The sequence below is a fragment of the Segatella salivae DSM 15606 genome, assembly GCF_000185845.1.
GTDB lineage: Bacteria > Bacteroidota > Bacteroidia > Bacteroidales > Bacteroidaceae > Prevotella > Prevotella salivae.
Map to the genome: position 1 here is coordinate 1,709,088 of NZ_GL629647.1, position 17,772 is coordinate 1,726,859.

At 43.0% G+C, this 17,772-nt stretch carries 16 protein-coding genes; 10 read left to right on the forward strand and 6 right to left on the reverse strand.

The genetic code is table 11. The annotated features are described in order from the left end of the window. Positions 1-51 precede the first annotated feature (51 nt). Positions 52-420 carry a winged helix-turn-helix transcriptional regulator gene (locus tag HMPREF9420_RS06935; protein ID WP_007134823.1) on the reverse strand — a complete coding sequence of 123 codons (369 nt, stop codon included), beginning with the start codon at positions 418-420 and terminating at the stop codon, positions 52-54. A 232-nt stretch (positions 421-652) separates the two neighbouring features. Here HMPREF9420_RS06935 and HMPREF9420_RS06945 point away from each other — a divergent pair, with 232 nt between their 5' ends. Both HMPREF9420_RS06945 and HMPREF9420_RS06950 read left to right on the forward strand, forming a co-directional pair. Next, a complete protein-coding gene (locus tag HMPREF9420_RS06945) occupies positions 653-1,099 on the forward strand; it encodes a cupin domain-containing protein (RefSeq protein ID WP_044079147.1) in 447 nt (148 codons plus the stop codon). Beyond that, on the forward strand, positions 1,093-1,404 hold the full coding sequence (locus HMPREF9420_RS06950) for a hypothetical protein (protein ID WP_007134825.1): 312 nt from the start codon (positions 1,093-1,095) through the stop codon (positions 1,402-1,404). The genes HMPREF9420_RS06945 and HMPREF9420_RS06950 overlap by 7 nt, the downstream gene beginning before the upstream one ends. A 3-nt stretch (positions 1,405-1,407) precedes the next feature. On the opposite strand, the gene HMPREF9420_RS06955 is transcribed toward HMPREF9420_RS06950, so the two are convergent. Next, a complete protein-coding gene (locus HMPREF9420_RS06955; RefSeq protein ID WP_044078824.1) occupies positions 1,408-1,938 on the reverse strand; it encodes an NUDIX domain-containing protein in 531 nt (176 codons plus the stop codon). A gap of 100 nt (positions 1,939-2,038) precedes the next feature. Between HMPREF9420_RS06955 and HMPREF9420_RS06960 the strand changes: the two genes are divergently transcribed. Beyond that, positions 2,039-2,863 carry an alpha/beta hydrolase gene (locus HMPREF9420_RS06960; protein WP_398393948.1) on the forward strand — a complete coding sequence of 275 codons (825 nt, stop codon included), beginning with the start codon at positions 2,039-2,041 and terminating at the stop codon, positions 2,861-2,863. A 134-nt stretch (positions 2,864-2,997) separates the two neighbouring features. Here HMPREF9420_RS06960 and HMPREF9420_RS06965 read toward each other — a convergent pair whose 3' ends face one another. After that, positions 2,998-6,123 carry a hypothetical protein gene (locus HMPREF9420_RS06965; protein ID WP_007134828.1) on the reverse strand — a complete coding sequence of 1,042 codons (3,126 nt, stop codon included), beginning with the start codon at positions 6,121-6,123 and terminating at the stop codon, positions 2,998-3,000. Between the two features lie 591 nt (positions 6,124-6,714). On the opposite strand from HMPREF9420_RS06965, the gene HMPREF9420_RS06975 reads away from it, so the two are divergent. Next, on the forward strand, positions 6,715-7,008 hold the full coding sequence (locus HMPREF9420_RS06975; protein ID WP_044078827.1) for a hypothetical protein: 294 nt from the start codon (positions 6,715-6,717) through the stop codon (positions 7,006-7,008). A 404-nt stretch (positions 7,009-7,412) separates the two neighbouring features. Here HMPREF9420_RS06975 and HMPREF9420_RS06980 read toward each other — a convergent pair whose 3' ends face one another. Continuing rightward, a complete protein-coding gene (locus tag HMPREF9420_RS06980) occupies positions 7,413-7,994 on the reverse strand; it encodes a DUF417 family protein (protein ID WP_007134831.1) in 582 nt (193 codons plus the stop codon). A gap of 284 nt (positions 7,995-8,278) precedes the next feature. Here HMPREF9420_RS06980 and topA point away from each other — a divergent pair, with 284 nt between their 5' ends. The 5 genes from topA to HMPREF9420_RS07005 all read left to right on the forward strand — a co-directional run bounded on the left by topA (position 8,279) and on the right by HMPREF9420_RS07005 (position 14,178). Next, positions 8,279-10,606: a type I DNA topoisomerase gene (gene topA / locus HMPREF9420_RS06985; RefSeq protein WP_044079149.1), complete on the forward strand. Its 2,328-nt coding sequence runs from the start codon at positions 8,279-8,281 to the stop codon at positions 10,604-10,606. Then, on the forward strand, positions 10,607-11,134 hold the full coding sequence (locus HMPREF9420_RS06990; RefSeq protein ID WP_007134833.1) for a shikimate kinase: 528 nt from the start codon (positions 10,607-10,609) through the stop codon (positions 11,132-11,134). A gap of 54 nt (positions 11,135-11,188) precedes the next feature. Beyond that, positions 11,189-13,081: a biosynthetic arginine decarboxylase gene (gene speA / locus HMPREF9420_RS06995; RefSeq protein ID WP_007134834.1), complete on the forward strand. Its 1,893-nt coding sequence runs from the start codon at positions 11,189-11,191 to the stop codon at positions 13,079-13,081. A 112-nt stretch (positions 13,082-13,193) separates the two neighbouring features. Further along, positions 13,194-13,700 (forward strand): RNA polymerase sigma factor, encoded by a 507-nt coding sequence (locus HMPREF9420_RS07000; protein ID WP_007134835.1) that lies wholly within the window; start codon positions 13,194-13,196, stop codon positions 13,698-13,700. After that, positions 13,690-14,178: a hypothetical protein gene (locus tag HMPREF9420_RS07005; RefSeq protein ID WP_007134836.1), complete on the forward strand. Its 489-nt coding sequence runs from the start codon at positions 13,690-13,692 to the stop codon at positions 14,176-14,178. Before HMPREF9420_RS07000 ends, HMPREF9420_RS07005 begins: the two co-directional genes overlap by 11 nt. A 501-nt stretch (positions 14,179-14,679) precedes the next feature. Here HMPREF9420_RS07005 and HMPREF9420_RS07010 read toward each other — a convergent pair. Next, entirely contained in the window at positions 14,680-15,912 is a 1,233-nt protein-coding gene (locus HMPREF9420_RS07010; RefSeq protein WP_007134837.1) for a M16 family metallopeptidase, read from the reverse strand. Between the two features lie 147 nt (positions 15,913-16,059). On the opposite strand from HMPREF9420_RS07010, the gene HMPREF9420_RS07015 reads away from it, so the two are divergent. Further along, positions 16,060-16,995 carry a PfkB family carbohydrate kinase gene (locus tag HMPREF9420_RS07015; protein ID WP_007134838.1) on the forward strand — a complete coding sequence of 312 codons (936 nt, stop codon included), beginning with the start codon at positions 16,060-16,062 and terminating at the stop codon, positions 16,993-16,995. A 129-nt stretch (positions 16,996-17,124) separates the two neighbouring features. Here HMPREF9420_RS07015 and HMPREF9420_RS07020 read toward each other — a convergent pair. Next, on the reverse strand, positions 17,125-17,772 hold a 648-nt coding region (locus HMPREF9420_RS07020; RefSeq protein WP_007134839.1), incomplete at its 5' end, for a YiiX/YebB-like N1pC/P60 family cysteine hydrolase.

Sequence of the window (17,772 nt, forward strand, 5' to 3'; positions counted from 1 at the left end):
TAAGGTGGATTGTGTGATGAAGACCTTCATTGATAGACCTTATTGATAGCATTATTTCAGATAAAACCGCTCGCGTGAAGCGATAATATCTTCCATATTATTTGATGCCCAGGTAAGAAGATTATCAATAAGTGGCAGAAGCGACTTCCCTTTTTCCGTCAATGCATACTCCACCCGAGGCGGAACTTCGGGGAAAACCTCACGATTTATCAACCCATCTGCCTCTAATGCCTTCAACGTTGCAGTGAGCATCTTCTGTGAAATGTCAGGAATATTGCGCTGGAGTTCCTTAAATCGAATCGTGGGATGATTCTCTAAGGTAAATAATATCAGCATAGACCACTTGTCACCAACGCGAGAAAGCACGTTGCGGATAGGGCAATTAGGGTATAACGCATTACGGATTTCATTAGTTTTCATATGCTTTCTTATTCTATTTTCTATCACAAAGATAGAAACCGAGCCATTGATTACGAAAGTTTTAGTGTTAAACAATGTAAAACTTCAATTCCACTTACCTTTTCAATCCACATTACTTACCTCGCCGTAACTATCCAACCTTTTCGTACCTACTTGTATAATCTATTGATAACAAATACCTTTGCAACAGAAATAACAAACATATTAAACAATAAAGTAAAAGAACAAGATGATGAAAACAATTGAAACAACGAAACAAGGAAAGAACTTTACGGTAGTAAACGTAGGCAAATTGAGCGACATTAAGGACTATTTGCTGACATTAGGTGACATCAAAATACCAGGTAAAGTGTTTGTAGGTCAGGCCTTAAATGCCACAGGAAGTGAGCTCTCCTTTCAGAGTTTAGCACCTAACCAGGATAGCGGCTTCTTGCATACTCATAAGAATCACGAGGAACTTTATTTCATTCTTAAAGGTAAAGGCCTTTATCAAGTGGACGGAGAAGAGGTTCCTGTGACCGAAGGAAGCATCATTCGAGTAGCTCCAGAGGGTCGACGTGCACTCAAAAATACTGGAGATGACGAGCTATTAATGCTTTGTGTACAATACAAGGGCAATACTTTCACTGCAGAAGATGCTTCAGATGGCGTTATATTAAACGATGAATTGAAATGGTAGTTGACGTGCAATTTCCCACTTGTCCGGTTCGTAATGTCCTCTCAAGGCTTTGCGAACCCGACGCATTATGGGTCATTCAATTGCTTGGGAAAAGCCAAACGCTGACACAAAATGATTTCAAAAGGGAAATCAAGGAACTGGAAATTCAAGAAATTATAACTACTTTAACCCACTTAAAAGAAGATAACATCATCGTGGAAGACCACGAATGTTATCGGCTTTCAAGCTTAGGCACATCACTTTTACCTGCTATTCAGGAGCTAATCACTTGGTGTAAAAATCATCAAAACAGTTTCCAGTCATAGTAATTACTTTTTGATTGCCATGGCTTTCACATATCGTTCAACCCCTTTTCGAATGGAATCGAGTCCGAATTCATTGGGATTAATTTTATCTAATGCCACCCAAAAGGCCTCAGAAGCATCGTCAGAAGCTTGTAATTTGCTATCATCGGCCACCTCGCAAGCAAAGAAGAGGTCAAGAGTTGGCAGCACTACGCCACTGAATTTATACCGATTGGGCAAACTGAACAAGTAGCGTAGCGAGGTCACTTCAAGCCCGGTTTCCTCTTTTACCTCACGAATGACTCCCTCTTCTGCCGTTTCTTGCATATCAGCAAAGCCTCCAGGAAGGTCTAAAGTGCCGCGGGCGGGGTCGTTCTTACGCCTTACCACGAGCAGTTCTTGACGCTGATTGAAGATCAAAGCCACATTCGCGCTGCTGGGATTCATAAAGTATTCGAAGCCACAATCCTTGCATCGGCGACTCTTTTCGCTATTAACCACAAAATGAGATGAGCCACATAGTGGGCAAAAGGCCATTCGTTCTAAGAGTAACATCGTTTTGGTTATTCATTGATTAATGCTGCAATATTACGATTTTTTCGTTATCTTTGCAACTACAATGACGAAAATCATCAGAAAAATTAAATATAATCATATGAAAACAAAACACTTAATGTTAGCACTTTTGGCTTGTTTCTGTCTAACAAATGCCAAGGCTCAAACTCCCATGGAAATCAATTTGTGGCAAGGAAAGCCCGCTGTGAGCAATGGAAATGATGCAGACACGGCGAAGGTTTATGTCTACCTGCCCGATACAAAGACTGCAACGGGGCGCGCAATTGTTATCTGTCCCGGTGGCGCTTACGCCAGATTGGCCATGAATCACGAAGGAAAAGACTGGTCAGGTTACTTAAATAACCTCGGTATTGCAGCCATTGTATTGAAATATCGCATGCCAAATGGCAACTTAGAAGTACCTATTGCCGATGCCGAAGCAGCCATTAAGCTCGTTCGCGACAATGCTTCTTCATGGCATATCAACCGAAACGATATTGGCATCATGGGCTTTTCGGCTGGTGGCCACTTAGCTTCGGTCATAGCAACACATAGTAAAGGCGATGCAAAACCAAACTTTCAGATTCTCTTCTACCCTGTCATTACGATGTTACCTGGCTATACTCATCAGCAAAGTCACGACAATTTATTAGGGAAAGATGCCCGAAAGAAGGACGAGAAAGACTACAGTAGTGACCTCCAAGTGACTCGAGTTACACCACGAGCTTTCATTGCTTTAAGTGATGATGACAAGGCCGTTATGCCCGCAAATGGCGTAAATTACTACTTAGAACTATACAGACATGACGTTCCTGCGACGCTACATGTCTTCCCAAGTGGTGGACATGGCTGGGGCATTCGACCGAATTTCAAGTTCCATACGACTATGCTTCAGGAACTGAAAGACTGGTTACAGGAGAAATAATGTTATCCTTTGCTTTCTAAAACAACACTATTCCTATCCTAATACATAAAGAGGGACACCATCAATTGGTGTCCCTTTCTTTATCAAACGAAACTTAACTGCGAATATTTCAATGCATTGCAGCCCATAAAGACTTAGCGAACAACCTTCTTTCCGCCTATAATATACACACCATGAGGCAGACTTTCAACCCCTTTTCCATGCATATTAATCGCTCTTCCGTCTATAGTAAACACCCTATCTGAAACACTTTGCGTCTGCACCTGTATCTTTTTAACCGGCATAACCTCGTCAAACGGCATGTTACCAAAGTAATATAACCTGAAATTATCAAAGATACTCCAATACATATTGTCGCTAAACGTACAACGAATACCAAGTTTCAAACTTGAGTTTTCAGTCTCTACCCGAGCTGAAACATTGTTTTCATAGAGCCCATTTGCAAAATATTCACTCGCCGAAAGCATATCGTTGGGAATATATTTGGCTGGATTGCTCGGCAACATTGATTCATTTCCAACCCCAATTGGCGTCTCACGAGCCTCAGTTACCGCCTGTTTCACCTTGCAAGAGCGGTCACCAAGATAGATTTCTGTAGTCACTTTATCGTCTCCTGACATGTGTGCTTGGTAAGCCGTTTCTGCTGAACCAGGACGTTGAAAGGCTTGAACACGCAGCTGATAACTGCCTACTGGCAAATTCGAAACCGTCTGATTGAAGTCAAAAGTGGCTTGATAGAACTCACCAGAAGAGTGATTTAAGGCTGGCTTTCCAGTCCAACCATTCAGCTGATCCATGCCGGGATTCATCACCATAAACGTCAAATCAAAAGGTTCATACTTACTCAATGGCGTCACATGTGACAGGAAATTATAGGCCAAAGCATGTGCTTCGGCTACTAAACTTGATAGTTTTCCCGCACTCGTTGCCGTCAAACGGCGAGATTTAATGGCTTCCAACCCTTTGTCAAAAGCCTTATCTGTGCCTGCAATATCCTCACGATGAGGGGTAGAACGCAGTTTCTTCACAAGGTCAAGATAGTCATCTAATTGTTTAGAATAATCCTTCTTAGCTTGCATTTCTATCGATTCCATCGTGTTTTTATCAAGGATTAACCAGCGTTGTGCTGTGGCATCATTCCCCAAATTATAAGTGGCTGTCGTGAGTGTTGAACCATTTTCCGCACTCATTACCTTCGGACTCTCCGACCCATCGTTATGAATCATCCAATAACCTCTCACACTACTGCCCTCAACAACATCCTTTCGGCCACGCATCAAATGGAAAAGCACATCATCAGTTGCCCCATCTGCCTCGCCAGTTCGCATCGAAGAAGTGTGTGTGTCATAGGTAATCACATGACCAGTTGCCACATTTTTGAAGCTATAAAGACTCTTTTCGGCGTTAAAAATGACGTGCCATGTCGCACTATCATTCGTCAAAACATCTTCTGAAGAGAGTTCTTTCAGTGCCAAACACCCATCTTTTTGTTCGGTAACAAACATCGAATAACGCCCATTTTCTATGGCTTCATTCTTCAAATAATAACGCTGATTATCCTCTTGTTCGAAGCTATACGCCGGCGTTGCAAAGCCTCCTGACGGCGGAAGTCCATCCTCTCCGAGTGCTTGAACGATAAGCGATTGAATGATATATAAGGCATCCGACCCATCATCTTCATGTGCTCCATTGATGCCATAAGGCCAAAAATGGATGTGATCTCCTGTTAATGTTGCCGTGTTATCATCCTCCCAGAAGCGCAAAACGGCTGTAGCGCGGTCGCCAAGCCATAGTCCGCGATTTCCATTTGAACGCATTCGACCATCCCACCAAGGGTTATGTGTGCCGACACCAACGCCATGTGCCATCTCATGTAGCATCGTTCCAGTGCGTTGATAGGCTGTGTTTGCCCCCACACGGATATAGCCTCCATAAGAACAATCGGCTGTAGGCGTGCCCGAATTAAAGCCAACATTGAACGTAACTCCATGTATAGAAGTGAGGTTGTTCCACCAATTTACGGCCGTCTTCATAGCCGCTTCTATTCGTGCTTTCGTTTCATTGTCGCCACCATCTCGCAGCGTATACGACAACGTTCCTTTCGGAAGGGTGTAACATTTGATGTTATCGCCATAACCAACCTGCTTCCCTTGCGTGATAGCATAGGCACGTATGTAATAACAAGTGGCTGGAAGGAGGTTCTTCATCCAATAGATTTGCCCCTTGTGATGAATGACTTCTGTTGTTCGTTCATCGCGAATGGTGGGGTTGGGTGACGTACTCCAGCAAACACCTTGCTCCACAATGTTTTCTCCTTTGACTTGAATACGGGCGAAAGCCATGGTAGATCCGCACGCGAAACGACTGTCAGTGGTCACCAATGGCACCTCTCCGGTGGGATTAGCCCAAGCAAATGTCTGGGCAGCCTGAGCCAGATGAGCACATGCCTGCATGACATTTTCAAGTGTGGCCGAGGCGTTATCATACACCTCTTGCGCCTTAGTGATGGCCTCACGAAACGCAGTTGCCGACGCATTTGAAGTCGAACCAAGTTGCTGTTTGGCCTGGTTAATAGCATTCAATAAGTCGTGTTTCTTTATATCCACCTCAAATTTACCCACTGGAGTGTCTCTATAAAGGTGGATAAAGTCCATACATACGCGTGCGAAATTGGCGCTTCCTCTGCTCTCTGGCGCTTGAAAACCAAGCTGAATACGGCCAGTTGTCGTCTCCGTTAGGGTGAAATGAACAACATCTTCGGTCCAGTTGTCAACCAAAAACGAGGTCAACGACGACTTAACAGGTGTGCCTCCATCAGGTAACCAGGCCATAAGTGAGATGCCAGAAGACTTATCACTACCATTAAAAAAGGCCGATTTCATCGTGTAATTTCCAGCTGGAAGCGTCACCGTTTGATAATACTTAAGCGCTTGTTCCCACCCCGTGCTCAAGGCAAGTACGCCTCCTGATGTCGTCCCATCAAAGGCTTTATCAGGTACTTTTGCTCCATTGAACGTCTTGTTTGTACCAATTTGATAGACACCCGCTATCGTATAATTTACTGAAAAGTCTTTGTTCCAACCGGGAAGTTCGCAAATTTGTTGCGCAACATTACCCGTTTCACCGACTGCATGGTCATAATTCGCGTTGAAATCGGCATTTTTTAAGTAAACATCGGATAGGTCATAAAGGGTCTGTCCATGGCAAACAACGCTGCCAAATGCACAGCACAAACTGATAAGAAATGGTTTAATAGACATGTTATTGATAGGTTAAATTGGATTGTTACAAAGGTTTTGCATGGCATCATGCCCTATTATGGGGCACAACACGAATGAGATTGCGTGGCAAATATACAATAAAAACAATCAAGATGCAAGCATCTGACAATATTTTTCGATTTATTTTTTCACACACTTGCATAAAAATGATTTTGCCGTGTGCCATAAAACAAAGGATAAGGAAAGGGATTTTGCAAGATTTCAAGATGCTATTGATAGCGTCAAAAAGGCATAATTAGAATTTAAGTTCACCTGTTTTCGTGTATAAAATTCAGGAAAAAACGTGGTGGAAGATGACGAAGCACAAGTCCCCTCATTTGAATTCATAAGCTGTTGTGAATCAAACGATTCAACCAATCAATAAGGACCATACGTCAATAGACAACAAACGATAAAACGATTTGTGCCAATTCATGCCACATTTTGCGTCATTTCATCGGATAAAACACATCAAATTGCACGATGATTTGGCGCAAACCATTTTACCATTAAAAACAAATGAAAAGATGATAAATATTATTGGGAATACGCACAAAATATAAATTATGCGCAAAAAGGAATGTTATAGAGATGCAACGCCATCGGTGTCGCAGTAAATTCCCAATGAATGCACCCGCCATTACGGATATTGCAATGACGCAACGCCGTAGGTTTGGTGCCAATATTCCAATAATTGTATTTGCCATAGTGAATGTTTCCGGCACACAACATCGTGCATTTTATGATGATTACTCAATACATGTGTTTGACATTATAAATGCCCTCATGATGCAACTCGGTACGAGTTGTTCTTTTGATAGCCCGGGGTTGGCAAGGGACGAGCCTACCCCGGGTAAACGTTCGCAAGGAGATTCAACGCCATAGGTGTTGAGCTTTTTCTGTGAAGACACGCTAACAATGAAACATTTTATGGCGGATTAATCTAAAAAAGCGCAACACCTACGGCGTTGTTCCCCACAAACCACACATTAACCCAGGGTAGCCTGCACTATCGTTTGGCAACCCTGGGCTATCAAAAGCGCAACACCTACGGCGTTGAAGCATTCAATCCGTAACATGAATTGCGTTATCTTACGCTAAAATTTATGTCGGATTGCGCTTAAAAAGCGCAACACCTACGGCGTTGAAATATATAATTTATAAAACAATTCCCCAATAACCCCAGGCCATCCTGCTATATTTTCAAGGCTAACTACTCCCCTCCCTCTTCGGGGAGGGGCTGGGGGTGAGGCTGAAAGGGGCTGGGGTGAGGCTTTAAAACAAAAGCTTTACTTCCGTTTTAAGATACGTTGTGCACAGTCAGACAGCACAACTAACGCACCGGCGAGAATCGCTGTATCTTTAATAACGAGTCTACCTGCACCAGAAAGTAACGGGAAACCATGTTCGCCACTACCCAAATCGGGCACCCAACACTCGGGTGTCGTGACAAGGAACGACAGCGTTCCAAACGTCATAAGAATGACAAGACCAGATCCAACGAAGCCAATCTTGGGGAACCAAATGCCTAAGAGCGTCAACACTCCAAACGACATGATGAGCAATCCCAAGCCATGTGAGAAACCATAAGTGTTATTTTCCACGTGCCACTCATGCTTTTTCTTATCAAACTCACCCTCTTTGAGCTTATTATCCTTGTATTCCGGAGCCTTCTTTTCATAGAAGAAACTCATGAAAGGACTGTTAGCAACAAACGGAACGATGCCTTCGGCCTCATAATTCCAGAACTTTAAGCCGCCAATCCAAATAAAAATAATGAAGATTGCAACGCGTATGAGATGCACACCCAAGCCGTTTAGTGAGGCTGTTAAATGGAGAATTGACTCTACAAACTTTGTTATTCTTTCCATTGTTTAATCATTTTTTTTCGTTAATAATGTTGTTAAGTCTTGTGATGTCAAATCAACGACATCAAAAAGTACGCTGCAAATATAAGCAATTTAATTAATATTTTCCAATAGAAAGTATTATTTTTCTTTGAAAAATGCCACATTCGTGGTATGGTTTTGATTTCAATGGCGTCTGAAGTGCTTGCGTTCATTTCTTAAAAAAGTTGAAAAAACATCATATAATAAGGTATAGCGTGAAAGTTTTCATTACTTTTGCGCACCAAGATAAAAGTTCATTAATGAGTATGCAAGAGAATTTAGTTATCGTAGAGAGCCCTGCAAAGGCGAAGACTATAGAGAAGTTTTTGGGTGACGACTATAAGGTGATGTCATCATATGGTCATATTCGTGACTTAAAGAAAAAGGAACTTAGTATTAATCCTAAGACTTTAGAACCTGACTATGAAATCCCTGACGAGAAGAAAAAACTCGTTTCAGAACTCAAAGCAAATGCCAAGAAGGCAAAAAAGATATGGCTCGCTTCCGATGAAGACCGCGAAGGAGAAGCCATTTCGTGGCACCTTTGCGAAGTGTTAGGCTTAGACGAGGCTAAGACAAGCCGTATTGTGTTTCATGAAATCACGAAATCTGCCATCCTCGATGCTATCAAATCGCCTCGCCATTTGAATATGAACTTGGTCAATGCACAGCAAGCTCGTCGTGTACTTGATCGTTTAGTTGGCTTCAAATTATCCCCAGTTCTCTGGCGAAAAGTAAAGCCGGCACTCAGTGCCGGGCGTGTACAGAGCGTGGCAGTAAGGCTTATTGTAGAGCGTGAAAGAGAGATACAAGCATTCCATTCTGAACCATATTACCGCATCAACGCAGTGTTTAGTATCACCAATTCTGACGGTAGTCAGGGAGAGGTTAAAACCGAATTAGACACTCGTTTCAAAACACATAAGGAAGCAATTGACTTTCTTGAGCAGTGTAAGGATGCCAAATTTAGCGTTGGAAGCATAACAAAGAAGCCATTACACCGCACTCCGGCCCCTCCTTTTACTACCTCAACACTGCAACAAGAGGCTGCACGTAAGTTGGGATTCACGGTGAGTCAGACCATGATGGTGGCTCAACGGCTTTACGAGAACGGTCATATCACGTATATGAGAACGGACTCTGTGAACCTCTCTTCACTTGCTATAAACACCAGTAAGGATGAGATCATCAAGCTATGGGGAAAGGAATACAGCAAAGTTAGAAACTATCATACGCATTCAAAGGGTGCACAAGAGGCGCATGAAGCTATCCGTCCCACATACATGAGTAACACTCAGATTGACGGAACGGCTCAAGAGAAACGACTTTATGAACTGATTTGGAAGAGAACGGCAGCCAGTCAGATGGCTGATGCACTGATAGACAAGACAACAATAACAATAGATATCGCCGGCAGTCAAGCCAAGTTTATTGCCAATGGAGAAGTCATTACGTTTGATGGCTTCTTGAAAGTCTACCGAGAATCAACCGATGACGAAGACAACAACACGGAAGAGACTGCACATATTCTACCCGTTATGAAGGTGGGCGACGTGCTTGAACGTCATGAAATCACATCAACAGAGCGATTCAGCATGGGTCCTATCCGTTACACGGAAGCCAGTTTGGTGCACAAACTCGAAGAATTGGGCATTGGACGTCCGTCTACTTATGCACCAACCATATCAACAATACAACAAAGAGAGTATGTACAGAAGGGCGACAAGAAAGGAGAAGAGCGCACCTATACTATTGATACGCTGAAAGGAACAAAGGTAACGAGCCGTGAACGCAAAGAGATGGTGGGCAATGAAAAGGGAAAACTGCTGCCCACGGATATCGGAATCGTTGTTAACGACTTTCTGATGGAAAACTTCCCAGACATCATGGACTACAATTTTACAGCCAAAGTAGAACAGCAGTTCGACCAAATTGCCGAGGGAAATGAGGAGTGGAACTCCATGATGAAGCTCTTTGATAAAAGCTTTGAGCCTACCGTTGACAAGGTAATGAATGCTCGTTCGGAGCACAAAGCAGGCGAAAGACAACTTGGAGAAGAGCCAGGCACGGGCAAACCCGTGTTTGTTAAGATAGGAAGATTTGGCCCGGTAGTCCAGATTGGGTCTGCAGATGATGCGGAAAAGCCACGCTTTTCTCAACTGCCGAGCGACAAAAGTATTGAGACAATCACTTTAGACGAGGCGTTAGAGCTATTCAAACTTCCCCGCACAATAGGCGAATTTGAAGGCAGTGAGGTAGTGATTGGCGCAGGACGCTTTGGTCCTTACGTCATGCATAACAAGAAATATGTGTCTCTTCCCAAAGGAACAGACCCAATGAAAGTAACACTTGACGAGGCTATCCAACTCATTACAGAGAAAAGAGAGCAGGAACAAAAACGCCACATCAAAACATTTGAGGAAGATCCTAAACTCGAAGTGCTCAATGGTCGCTATGGTCCTTACATTGCTTATGATGGGAAAAACTATCGTATGCCTAAGACTTTACACGAAAAAGCCGCTGAACTGAGCTTTGAAGAGTGTATGAACATTGTGAACAATGCACCCGAACCAAAGAGCAGAAAGAAGAAATAAATGAGACGAATCATCTTCATCGGATACATGGGAGCCGGCAAAACTACAATTGGAAAGGCTCTCTCCAACGCAACAGGTATGGCTTTCTATGACCTTGATTGGTACATAGAAAGTCGCATGCACAAATCAGTGAAGGAACTATTCGATGAAAATGGCGAGACAGGATTTCGCAAAATAGAGTATAATATGCTGCATGAAGTGGCCGAATTTGAGGACGTTATCATCAGTTGTGGAGGCGGAACACCATGCTTTTTCGATAATATCGACTACATGAATCAACAGGGAGAGACCATATATTTGAAAGCAAACCCTGAGGTTCTCTATGGACATCTAAAGATGAGTAAAGTCATAAGACCTTTACTTTTGAATAAAACTGCCGAGGAGGTTAAGGTGTTTATACAAGATCAACTGACGCAACGTGAACCCTATTATGCCAAAGCTAAATATGTGCATCATGTGGATTTGCTTGATAACTACGATAAAATTGAACGCTCTATTGAGCAATTAAAAACAATGCTAAGACTCTAATGTCAAGGCAATCATACATAAACGACTTTAATAATTACGTTTTTTTGACTGATAATGAAAAAGTGGACGATTGACGATTCAAAGGAACTCTACAACATTAATGGCTGGGGAACCTCTTATTTTGGCATCAATGAGAATGGCGATGTCTATGTAACACCCTGTAAAGACAATACAGAAGTCGACCTGCGCGACGTCATGGATGAACTTGCCTTGCGTGATGTCACGGCACCAGTACTATTGCGTTTCCCCGACATCTTAGACAATCGGATAGAGAAAACCTTTAGTTGTTTCCAGAAAGCAAAGCGAGAATACGACTATAAAGCAGAGAACTTTATCATCTATCCGATTAAAGTGAATCAGATGCAACCTGTAGTTGAGGAGATTATCTCACACGGACAGAAATTTAATCTCGGTCTTGAGGCAGGCTCAAAACCTGAACTTCATGCCGTCATTGCTGTGCAGTGTAAGAGCGATTCGCTTATCATCTGCAACGGATATAAGGATGAAAGCTACATCGAATTGGCCATGTTGGCCCAGAAAATGGGTAAACGTATCTTTATTGTCGTAGAGAAACTCAACGAACTTGATATCATTGCACACGCTGCCAAGAAACTAAATGTGAAACCAAATCTTGGTATTCGCATCAAACTTGCATCGTCGGGATCGGGTAAATGGGCTGAAAGTGGAGGCGATGCCTCTAAATTTGGGCTCACCAGTTCAGAACTTTTAGAAGCCCTCGACAAGCTCGATGCAATGGGAATGCATGATTGTTTGCGCCTCATTCATTTTCATATAGGCAGCCAAATCACAAAGATTAGACGTATACAGACAGCACTTCGTGAAGCCGCTCAATTCTATGTGAACCTTCATAAGATGGGATTCAACATCGATTTTGTGGATTGTGGTGGTGGACTTGGTGTCGATTATGATGGTACAAGGTCATCAAGCAGCGAGAGTTCTGTTAACTATTCCATCCAAGAATACGTCAATGATTGCGTCTATATGTTTGTAGATGCAGCGAATAAGAACGACATTCAACATCCTAATATCATTACAGAGAGCGGCCGAAGTCTTGCTGCTCATCACTCCGTTTTAGTCATTGACGTCCTTGAAGCGGCCAGTCTTCCAGAGATGAATGAGGACTTTGAGCCTAAGGAAAGCGACCATCAACTCGTCAAAGACCTTTATGATATATGGGATAATCTTGATTCTCGCTCGATGTTAGAGGACTGGCATGACGCTGAACAGATACGAGAAGAAGCATTAGAGCTTTTCTCTCATGGCATCGTTGATTTGAAAACACGAGCTGAAATCGAAGCAATGTATTGGAGTGTATGCCATGAAATCAACATGCTTACAAAGACAATGAAGCATATTCCCGAGGAACTTAGGAACTTAGATAAGCTACTTGCCGACAAATACTTCTGCAATTTCTCTCTCTTTCAGAGTCTACCTGACAGCTGGGCTATCGATCAATTGTTCCCTATTATGCCTATACAGAGACTTACAGAACGCCCAACACGCAACGCAACCCTACAGGATATCACGTGCGATAGCGATGGAAAAATAGCCAACTTCGTTACAGATGGTCACGTCGGTCACGTCCTTCCACTCCACCCTTTGAAGAAAAACGAACCCTATTATCTTGGTGTTTTCCTCATTGGAGCCTATCAAGAGATTCTTGGAGACATGCATAATCTCTTCGGAGATACCAATGCTGCCCACGTATCGGTTAAGGATGGGAAGTACCATATCGACCAAATCTTCGACGGAGAGACCGTAGAAGAGGTGCTCGATTACGTGCAATATAATCCTAAAAAGCTTGTACGTCAGCTCGAACAATGGGTTACTAAGAGCGTAAAACAAGGCAAAATATCGCTCGAAGAAGGCAAAGAGTTCCTCAACAACTATCGATCAGGACTCTACGGATATACCTATCTTGAATAGAACACTATTAAAATAAGGTAAGAAATCCCTGACTTCAAAACTTAAAAGACGTTAAAGCATAACATTTGCTGTAACAAAACCGTTCACCAATCGTCATCAATATAGAGCGCAGATGAAGAATATCAGCTTCCGAAACGATGTATTGCCGCTGAAGAATAAACTCTACCGGCTTGCGCTTCGCATTACAATGAACAGCGCAGAAGCCGAAGACATTGTGCAGGAAACACTGATAAAAGTCTGGAACAAACGTGATATTTGGACCGAGTTAGAATCAATAGAGGCCTTCAGTCTCACGATATGTCGAAATCTTTCCCTTGATTCGCTCAAGAAGTACGACAACAACAACGACTCACTCGACAACAAAACTGCTCCAGAAAGCGCCTATAACCCCTACGAAGAGATTATCCATCGCGATAAGATTAGCGTGGTAAAGCAAATCGTAGACAGCCTACCCGAGAAACAACGAAGCTGTATGCAGCTGAGAGATTTTGAGGGAAAGAGTTACAAAGACATTGCTGACGTGCTCGGAATTACCGAGGAACAAGTGAAGGTTAATATCTACCGAGCGCGTCAGACGGTTAAAATTAAGTTTCAAGAAATAGAAGATTATGGATTATAAATACATTACTCAATTACTCGAACGCTATTGGAACTGCACGACTTCTCTTGAAGAAGAGCAGATTCTTAAAGCCTTTTTCAGTCAAGACGACATACCCGTCGAATTGCTGAAATACAAGCCTTTGTTCGACTATCAGACTGCCGAGCCGAGACAAGATGTATTGAGTAATGACTTCGACGAGCGTATACTGTCTCTCATCAACGAACCTGCGCCTGTCAAAGTCCGTATTATCACACTGCAACAAAAGCTCAAACCGCTTTTCAAAGCAGCAGCAGTGGTGGCAATTATGCTTACATTGGGCAATGCGGCGCAGGTTTCTATGAACAGTGATTCGGAGGCAACAACACCCTCAATGCAATTGAACTCTGCCACACATAAAGGCAATTCAGTCGCACTAAGCGATTCCGCCGTCATCGATACGATGCATCATAGCAGCATCGAAGCAGTCGAAACGCCGGCCGAACCGATTCTAAAGTAGATATTTCTATGCTTTCTCTATAAATCATGTTTAGTTAAAACAACCAATGAAACTGTGAAGTTTCTATTCTCTCAAATTTTTCATAACATACTAACGACAGAGGGCCTGCACTCCATAATGAGTCGCAGGCCCTCTCGATTTAAAATGAATGAGGTATTCAGTCCAAACAGATTGCAAGACGTTTCCCCCTAAAACTTAACCTTATTTGCCAAAGTTTTCCTCCCCAAAACAGGCATAATCCATCAACAACAGATTCTTCTTAAATAATGCCTCCTATCCGCTTTGCAAATTGTCTCTATTCGTTTGAAAAATAAAAGCTATCACTTTATCGTGTAAAATGACCGATTTCATCGCATAAAATGATGCAAATCGCGGCTCAAAATGACCTAAAACACAACGCCTTTTCTTTCATAACACAAAAAGAAGCCACACATTTCGCATAACCTTTTGGCTGTCAATACTTTGCGAACACCATAAAGACGTCTCGTCTTATGATGTAAATTAATCTATCACCAACGTCGTTAGTCGCTCTTGTTGCATGAGCTCTGCAGCCACTTGCTGCATACTTTCCGCCGTCACTTCATCGATATGACGGAACAATGAGTTAAGATCGCGCTCCCAACCATAGTGCAAATAGCTCTTGCCGAAGTCTAAAGCGAAGCTCTCTCTGTTGTCACATGCCACACCAATCTGACCCTTTATCTGTTTCTTTACGGCTCTAAGCTGGGTGTCAGACAAGGGCTTTTGGATGATACGATCAAGCTCTTTACGCACCAATTTCAGGCAACGGCCGACGTCTTTTGGGTCACATCCAAAGTAAATTGCCCATACACCGGTGTCACAATAACTAACCATTGAGCTCTCAACCGTATAGACTAAACCATGTCGTTCGCGTAGAGAGAGATTCAAACGCGCATTCATTCCCGGCCCACCTAATAAGTTATTGAGCAGATAAAGGCTCATTCTTCGCTTATCATGAATGTCATATCCGCGTGTGCCTACCATCACATGAGCTTGATGAGTGCCATGATTTTTCTCGATGAAATCGGGCATATTTGGAGGTAATGGCTGATTTAATGCAGGCTCGATAATAGGTTTTGATGGGGCAAAATCACTCGTTGCTCGCTCCAAAAGTCTAACAACGCGTTTGAAATCTACGTCACCATAGAGAAAGAAAATGCTGTTTTCAGGACGATAATAGCGTTGAGTGAAGCGCTGTGCATCGGCAGTTTTAAAGCTTCTTACACGTTCCGCTGTGCCAAGAATATTATGTCCTAAGGCATGATTGGCAAAGAGAAGGTTCTCAAATTCATCATAGATAAGCTCGGCAGGAGAGTCATTATAGCTCTCAATTTCATCACAAATAACTTCTACTTCCTTATCTATCTCGGCCTGAGGATAGGTACTATAAAACACGATATCCGTCAAAAGGTCTATCGCTCTCGCTGTATGTTCCTTCAAAACTGCCGCATAATAGACCGTATCTTCTTTGTTTGTATACGCATTTAAGTCGCCTCCCACACTCTCAAGTGCATTGCTGATATGCCATGATTTGCGTCGTTTCGTACCCTTGAACGACACATGTTCGCAGAAGTGGGCCATGCCTTCATAGCCTGGTTCCTCGTTTCTCGTACCAACGTTGAGTTCATATCCGCAATAAACGACATTCGAATCAGACGATTGATGAATGACACGTAAGCCGTTAGAAAGCGTCATTGTATTATATAAATTCATGGTGCAAAGTTACTTAAAAATTTGCATTTGCGCGTGGAATCGTTTACTTTTGCAGTAAAATATAACGGCAGTTATCCTGTCTTGACCGCCTTATGAGGGGATGGCAAGCTTCATTTCTGCTAACAAAACTCAAAGACTGACATCATTATGCGTAAGGTAATAGGAATCGGAGAGACCACCTTTGACATTATTTTCAAAGACAACAAGCCCATCAATGCAGTGCCGGGAGGCTCGGCTTTCAATGCCATCATCTCGCTGGGACGCTCGGGTGTTGACACCACTTTTATTGGAGAAGCCGGCAACGACCGTGTAGGCAAGGCCGTTATTGACTTTCTTCATGACAATGGTGTACACACAGAACACGTCAATTGCTATCCCGATAGCAAGTCATCGCTGTCACTTGCCTTCCTCGATGAGCACAACAATGCCGATTATCTCTTTTATAAGAGTGACCCACACGACCAGTTTGACTTCACTTATCCAGAGATAAACCGCGATGATATCGTGCTTTTCAGTTCGTTTTTCGCCATTAATCCCATTGTACGTCCACAGATGTTAGCCTTCTTAGAGCATGCCCATAGTCGTGGAGCAATACTCTATTACGACGTGAACTATCGTGCTTCACATCGCAATGAGGTGATGAGAATCACGCCAAATCTTATAGAAAACCTTGAGTTTGCAGACATAGTACGAGGCAGTAACGAAGACTTTGAGGTGATATATAAGCTGAATGATGCGGATAAAGTGTATCATTCTGAGATTAGTTTCTATTGCAAGAACTTCATCTGTACACGCGGAAAAGATCCTATTTCAGTGCATGCCGAGGGCAACTTCCATAAAGATTACGACATTGAAAGCCTCAAAACAGTGAGCACAATTGGGGCTGGTGACACCTTTAATGCAGGCTTTATCTATGGCCTTCTCCGTCAACACATCACGCGAGATGATATTCAAAACGGACTGACCGAAACGCAATGGGACCGCCTTATCGCTTCAGGCAAGGCCTTTTCTGCCGAATGTTGCAAAGACATCTATAACTATGTAGGCAAGGAATTCGGTTTGTTGAAGAAACAAGAACTTTGATTATACGGCGATAACTTCGCCAAAATTCAACGCCTTTCATCTGTTTTGAGGAGTGAAAAGCGCCGCTTTAATGAGTGAAAAGCACCTCTTTGAAGAGACGAACACTATGCTTTGAAGCGTTAAACCCGTTCAATACGACGGCAAAGCACTTATCTTCAAGACGCTATCCCGTGAGAGTTGACCGGGATTTGTACCCGACATTCCCTCTGGAACAGCCTTGTGTCGCTGTGCATAAAAGGCCTTCCAATAAGGTGTAATCTGCCCACTCGCGTCATGAAATGACATGGGAATTGTCGGAAATATAGCCTTTCCACCCTTTGAAACATAACATTTCTGCACGAGTTCACTACAATACATCGCGCTATCATCAGGCATATAGAGCGAATCATAGGGTAATCCGAGGTAATGGTTCACGCGTGTTCGCAACACAGCCTCATCGAAATTCGTCTTTAATCGACCACGAACCACCGACGGATAGCGGTCTCCTGGTATCGTGTTATGCGTCAGAAATTCGGCCAAAGGCGTAAGAATCACGCCCTTTCTTGACGTTGCTTCGGCCACAACCACTTGCTTTTTATCCTTTAAAACGATACCAACATGGTCTATTTTTAGGCCTTGAACTCCACTTGTTACGGCTGTAATTGCATTGCCACGAGGGTCGAAAGCAAACAAGAGATCACCCGTTTTGAGGTGTCGTTCCGTGGCTATCAGCATGCCGTTAGCAGCACGTTGCCTTGTTGTTTGACAGCCACAAAACAAGTTTATGACACCCACCAT

Coding starts and splice junctions, on each gene's coding strand:
- HMPREF9420_RS06935 (WP_007134823.1), bottom strand. CDS start 420: ATGAAAACTAATGAAATCCGTAATGCGTTATACCCTAATTGCCCTATC.
- HMPREF9420_RS06945 (WP_044079147.1), top strand. CDS start 653: ATGAAAACAATTGAAACAACGAAACAAGGAAAGAACTTTACGGTAGTA.
- HMPREF9420_RS06950 (WP_007134825.1), top strand. CDS start 1,093: ATGGTAGTTGACGTGCAATTTCCCACTTGTCCGGTTCGTAATGTCCTC.
- HMPREF9420_RS06955 (WP_044078824.1), bottom strand. CDS start 1,938: ATGTTACTCTTAGAACGAATGGCCTTTTGCCCACTATGTGGCTCATCT.
- HMPREF9420_RS06960 (WP_398393948.1), top strand. CDS start 2,039: ATGAAAACAAAACACTTAATGTTAGCACTTTTGGCTTGTTTCTGTCTA.
- HMPREF9420_RS06965 (WP_007134828.1), bottom strand. CDS start 6,123: ATGTCTATTAAACCATTTCTTATCAGTTTGTGCTGTGCATTTGGCAGC.
- HMPREF9420_RS06975 (WP_044078827.1), top strand. CDS start 6,715: ATGCAACGCCATCGGTGTCGCAGTAAATTCCCAATGAATGCACCCGCC.
- HMPREF9420_RS06980 (WP_007134831.1), bottom strand. CDS start 7,994: ATGGAAAGAATAACAAAGTTTGTAGAGTCAATTCTCCATTTAACAGCC.
- topA (WP_044079149.1), top strand. CDS start 8,279: ATGCAAGAGAATTTAGTTATCGTAGAGAGCCCTGCAAAGGCGAAGACT.
- HMPREF9420_RS06990 (WP_007134833.1), top strand. CDS start 10,607: ATGAGACGAATCATCTTCATCGGATACATGGGAGCCGGCAAAACTACA.
- speA (WP_007134834.1), top strand. CDS start 11,189: ATGAAAAAGTGGACGATTGACGATTCAAAGGAACTCTACAACATTAAT.
- HMPREF9420_RS07000 (WP_007134835.1), top strand. CDS start 13,194: ATGAAGAATATCAGCTTCCGAAACGATGTATTGCCGCTGAAGAATAAA.
- HMPREF9420_RS07005 (WP_007134836.1), top strand. CDS start 13,690: ATGGATTATAAATACATTACTCAATTACTCGAACGCTATTGGAACTGC.
- HMPREF9420_RS07010 (WP_007134837.1), bottom strand. CDS start 15,912: ATGAATTTATATAATACAATGACGCTTTCTAACGGCTTACGTGTCATT.
- HMPREF9420_RS07015 (WP_007134838.1), top strand. CDS start 16,060: ATGCGTAAGGTAATAGGAATCGGAGAGACCACCTTTGACATTATTTTC.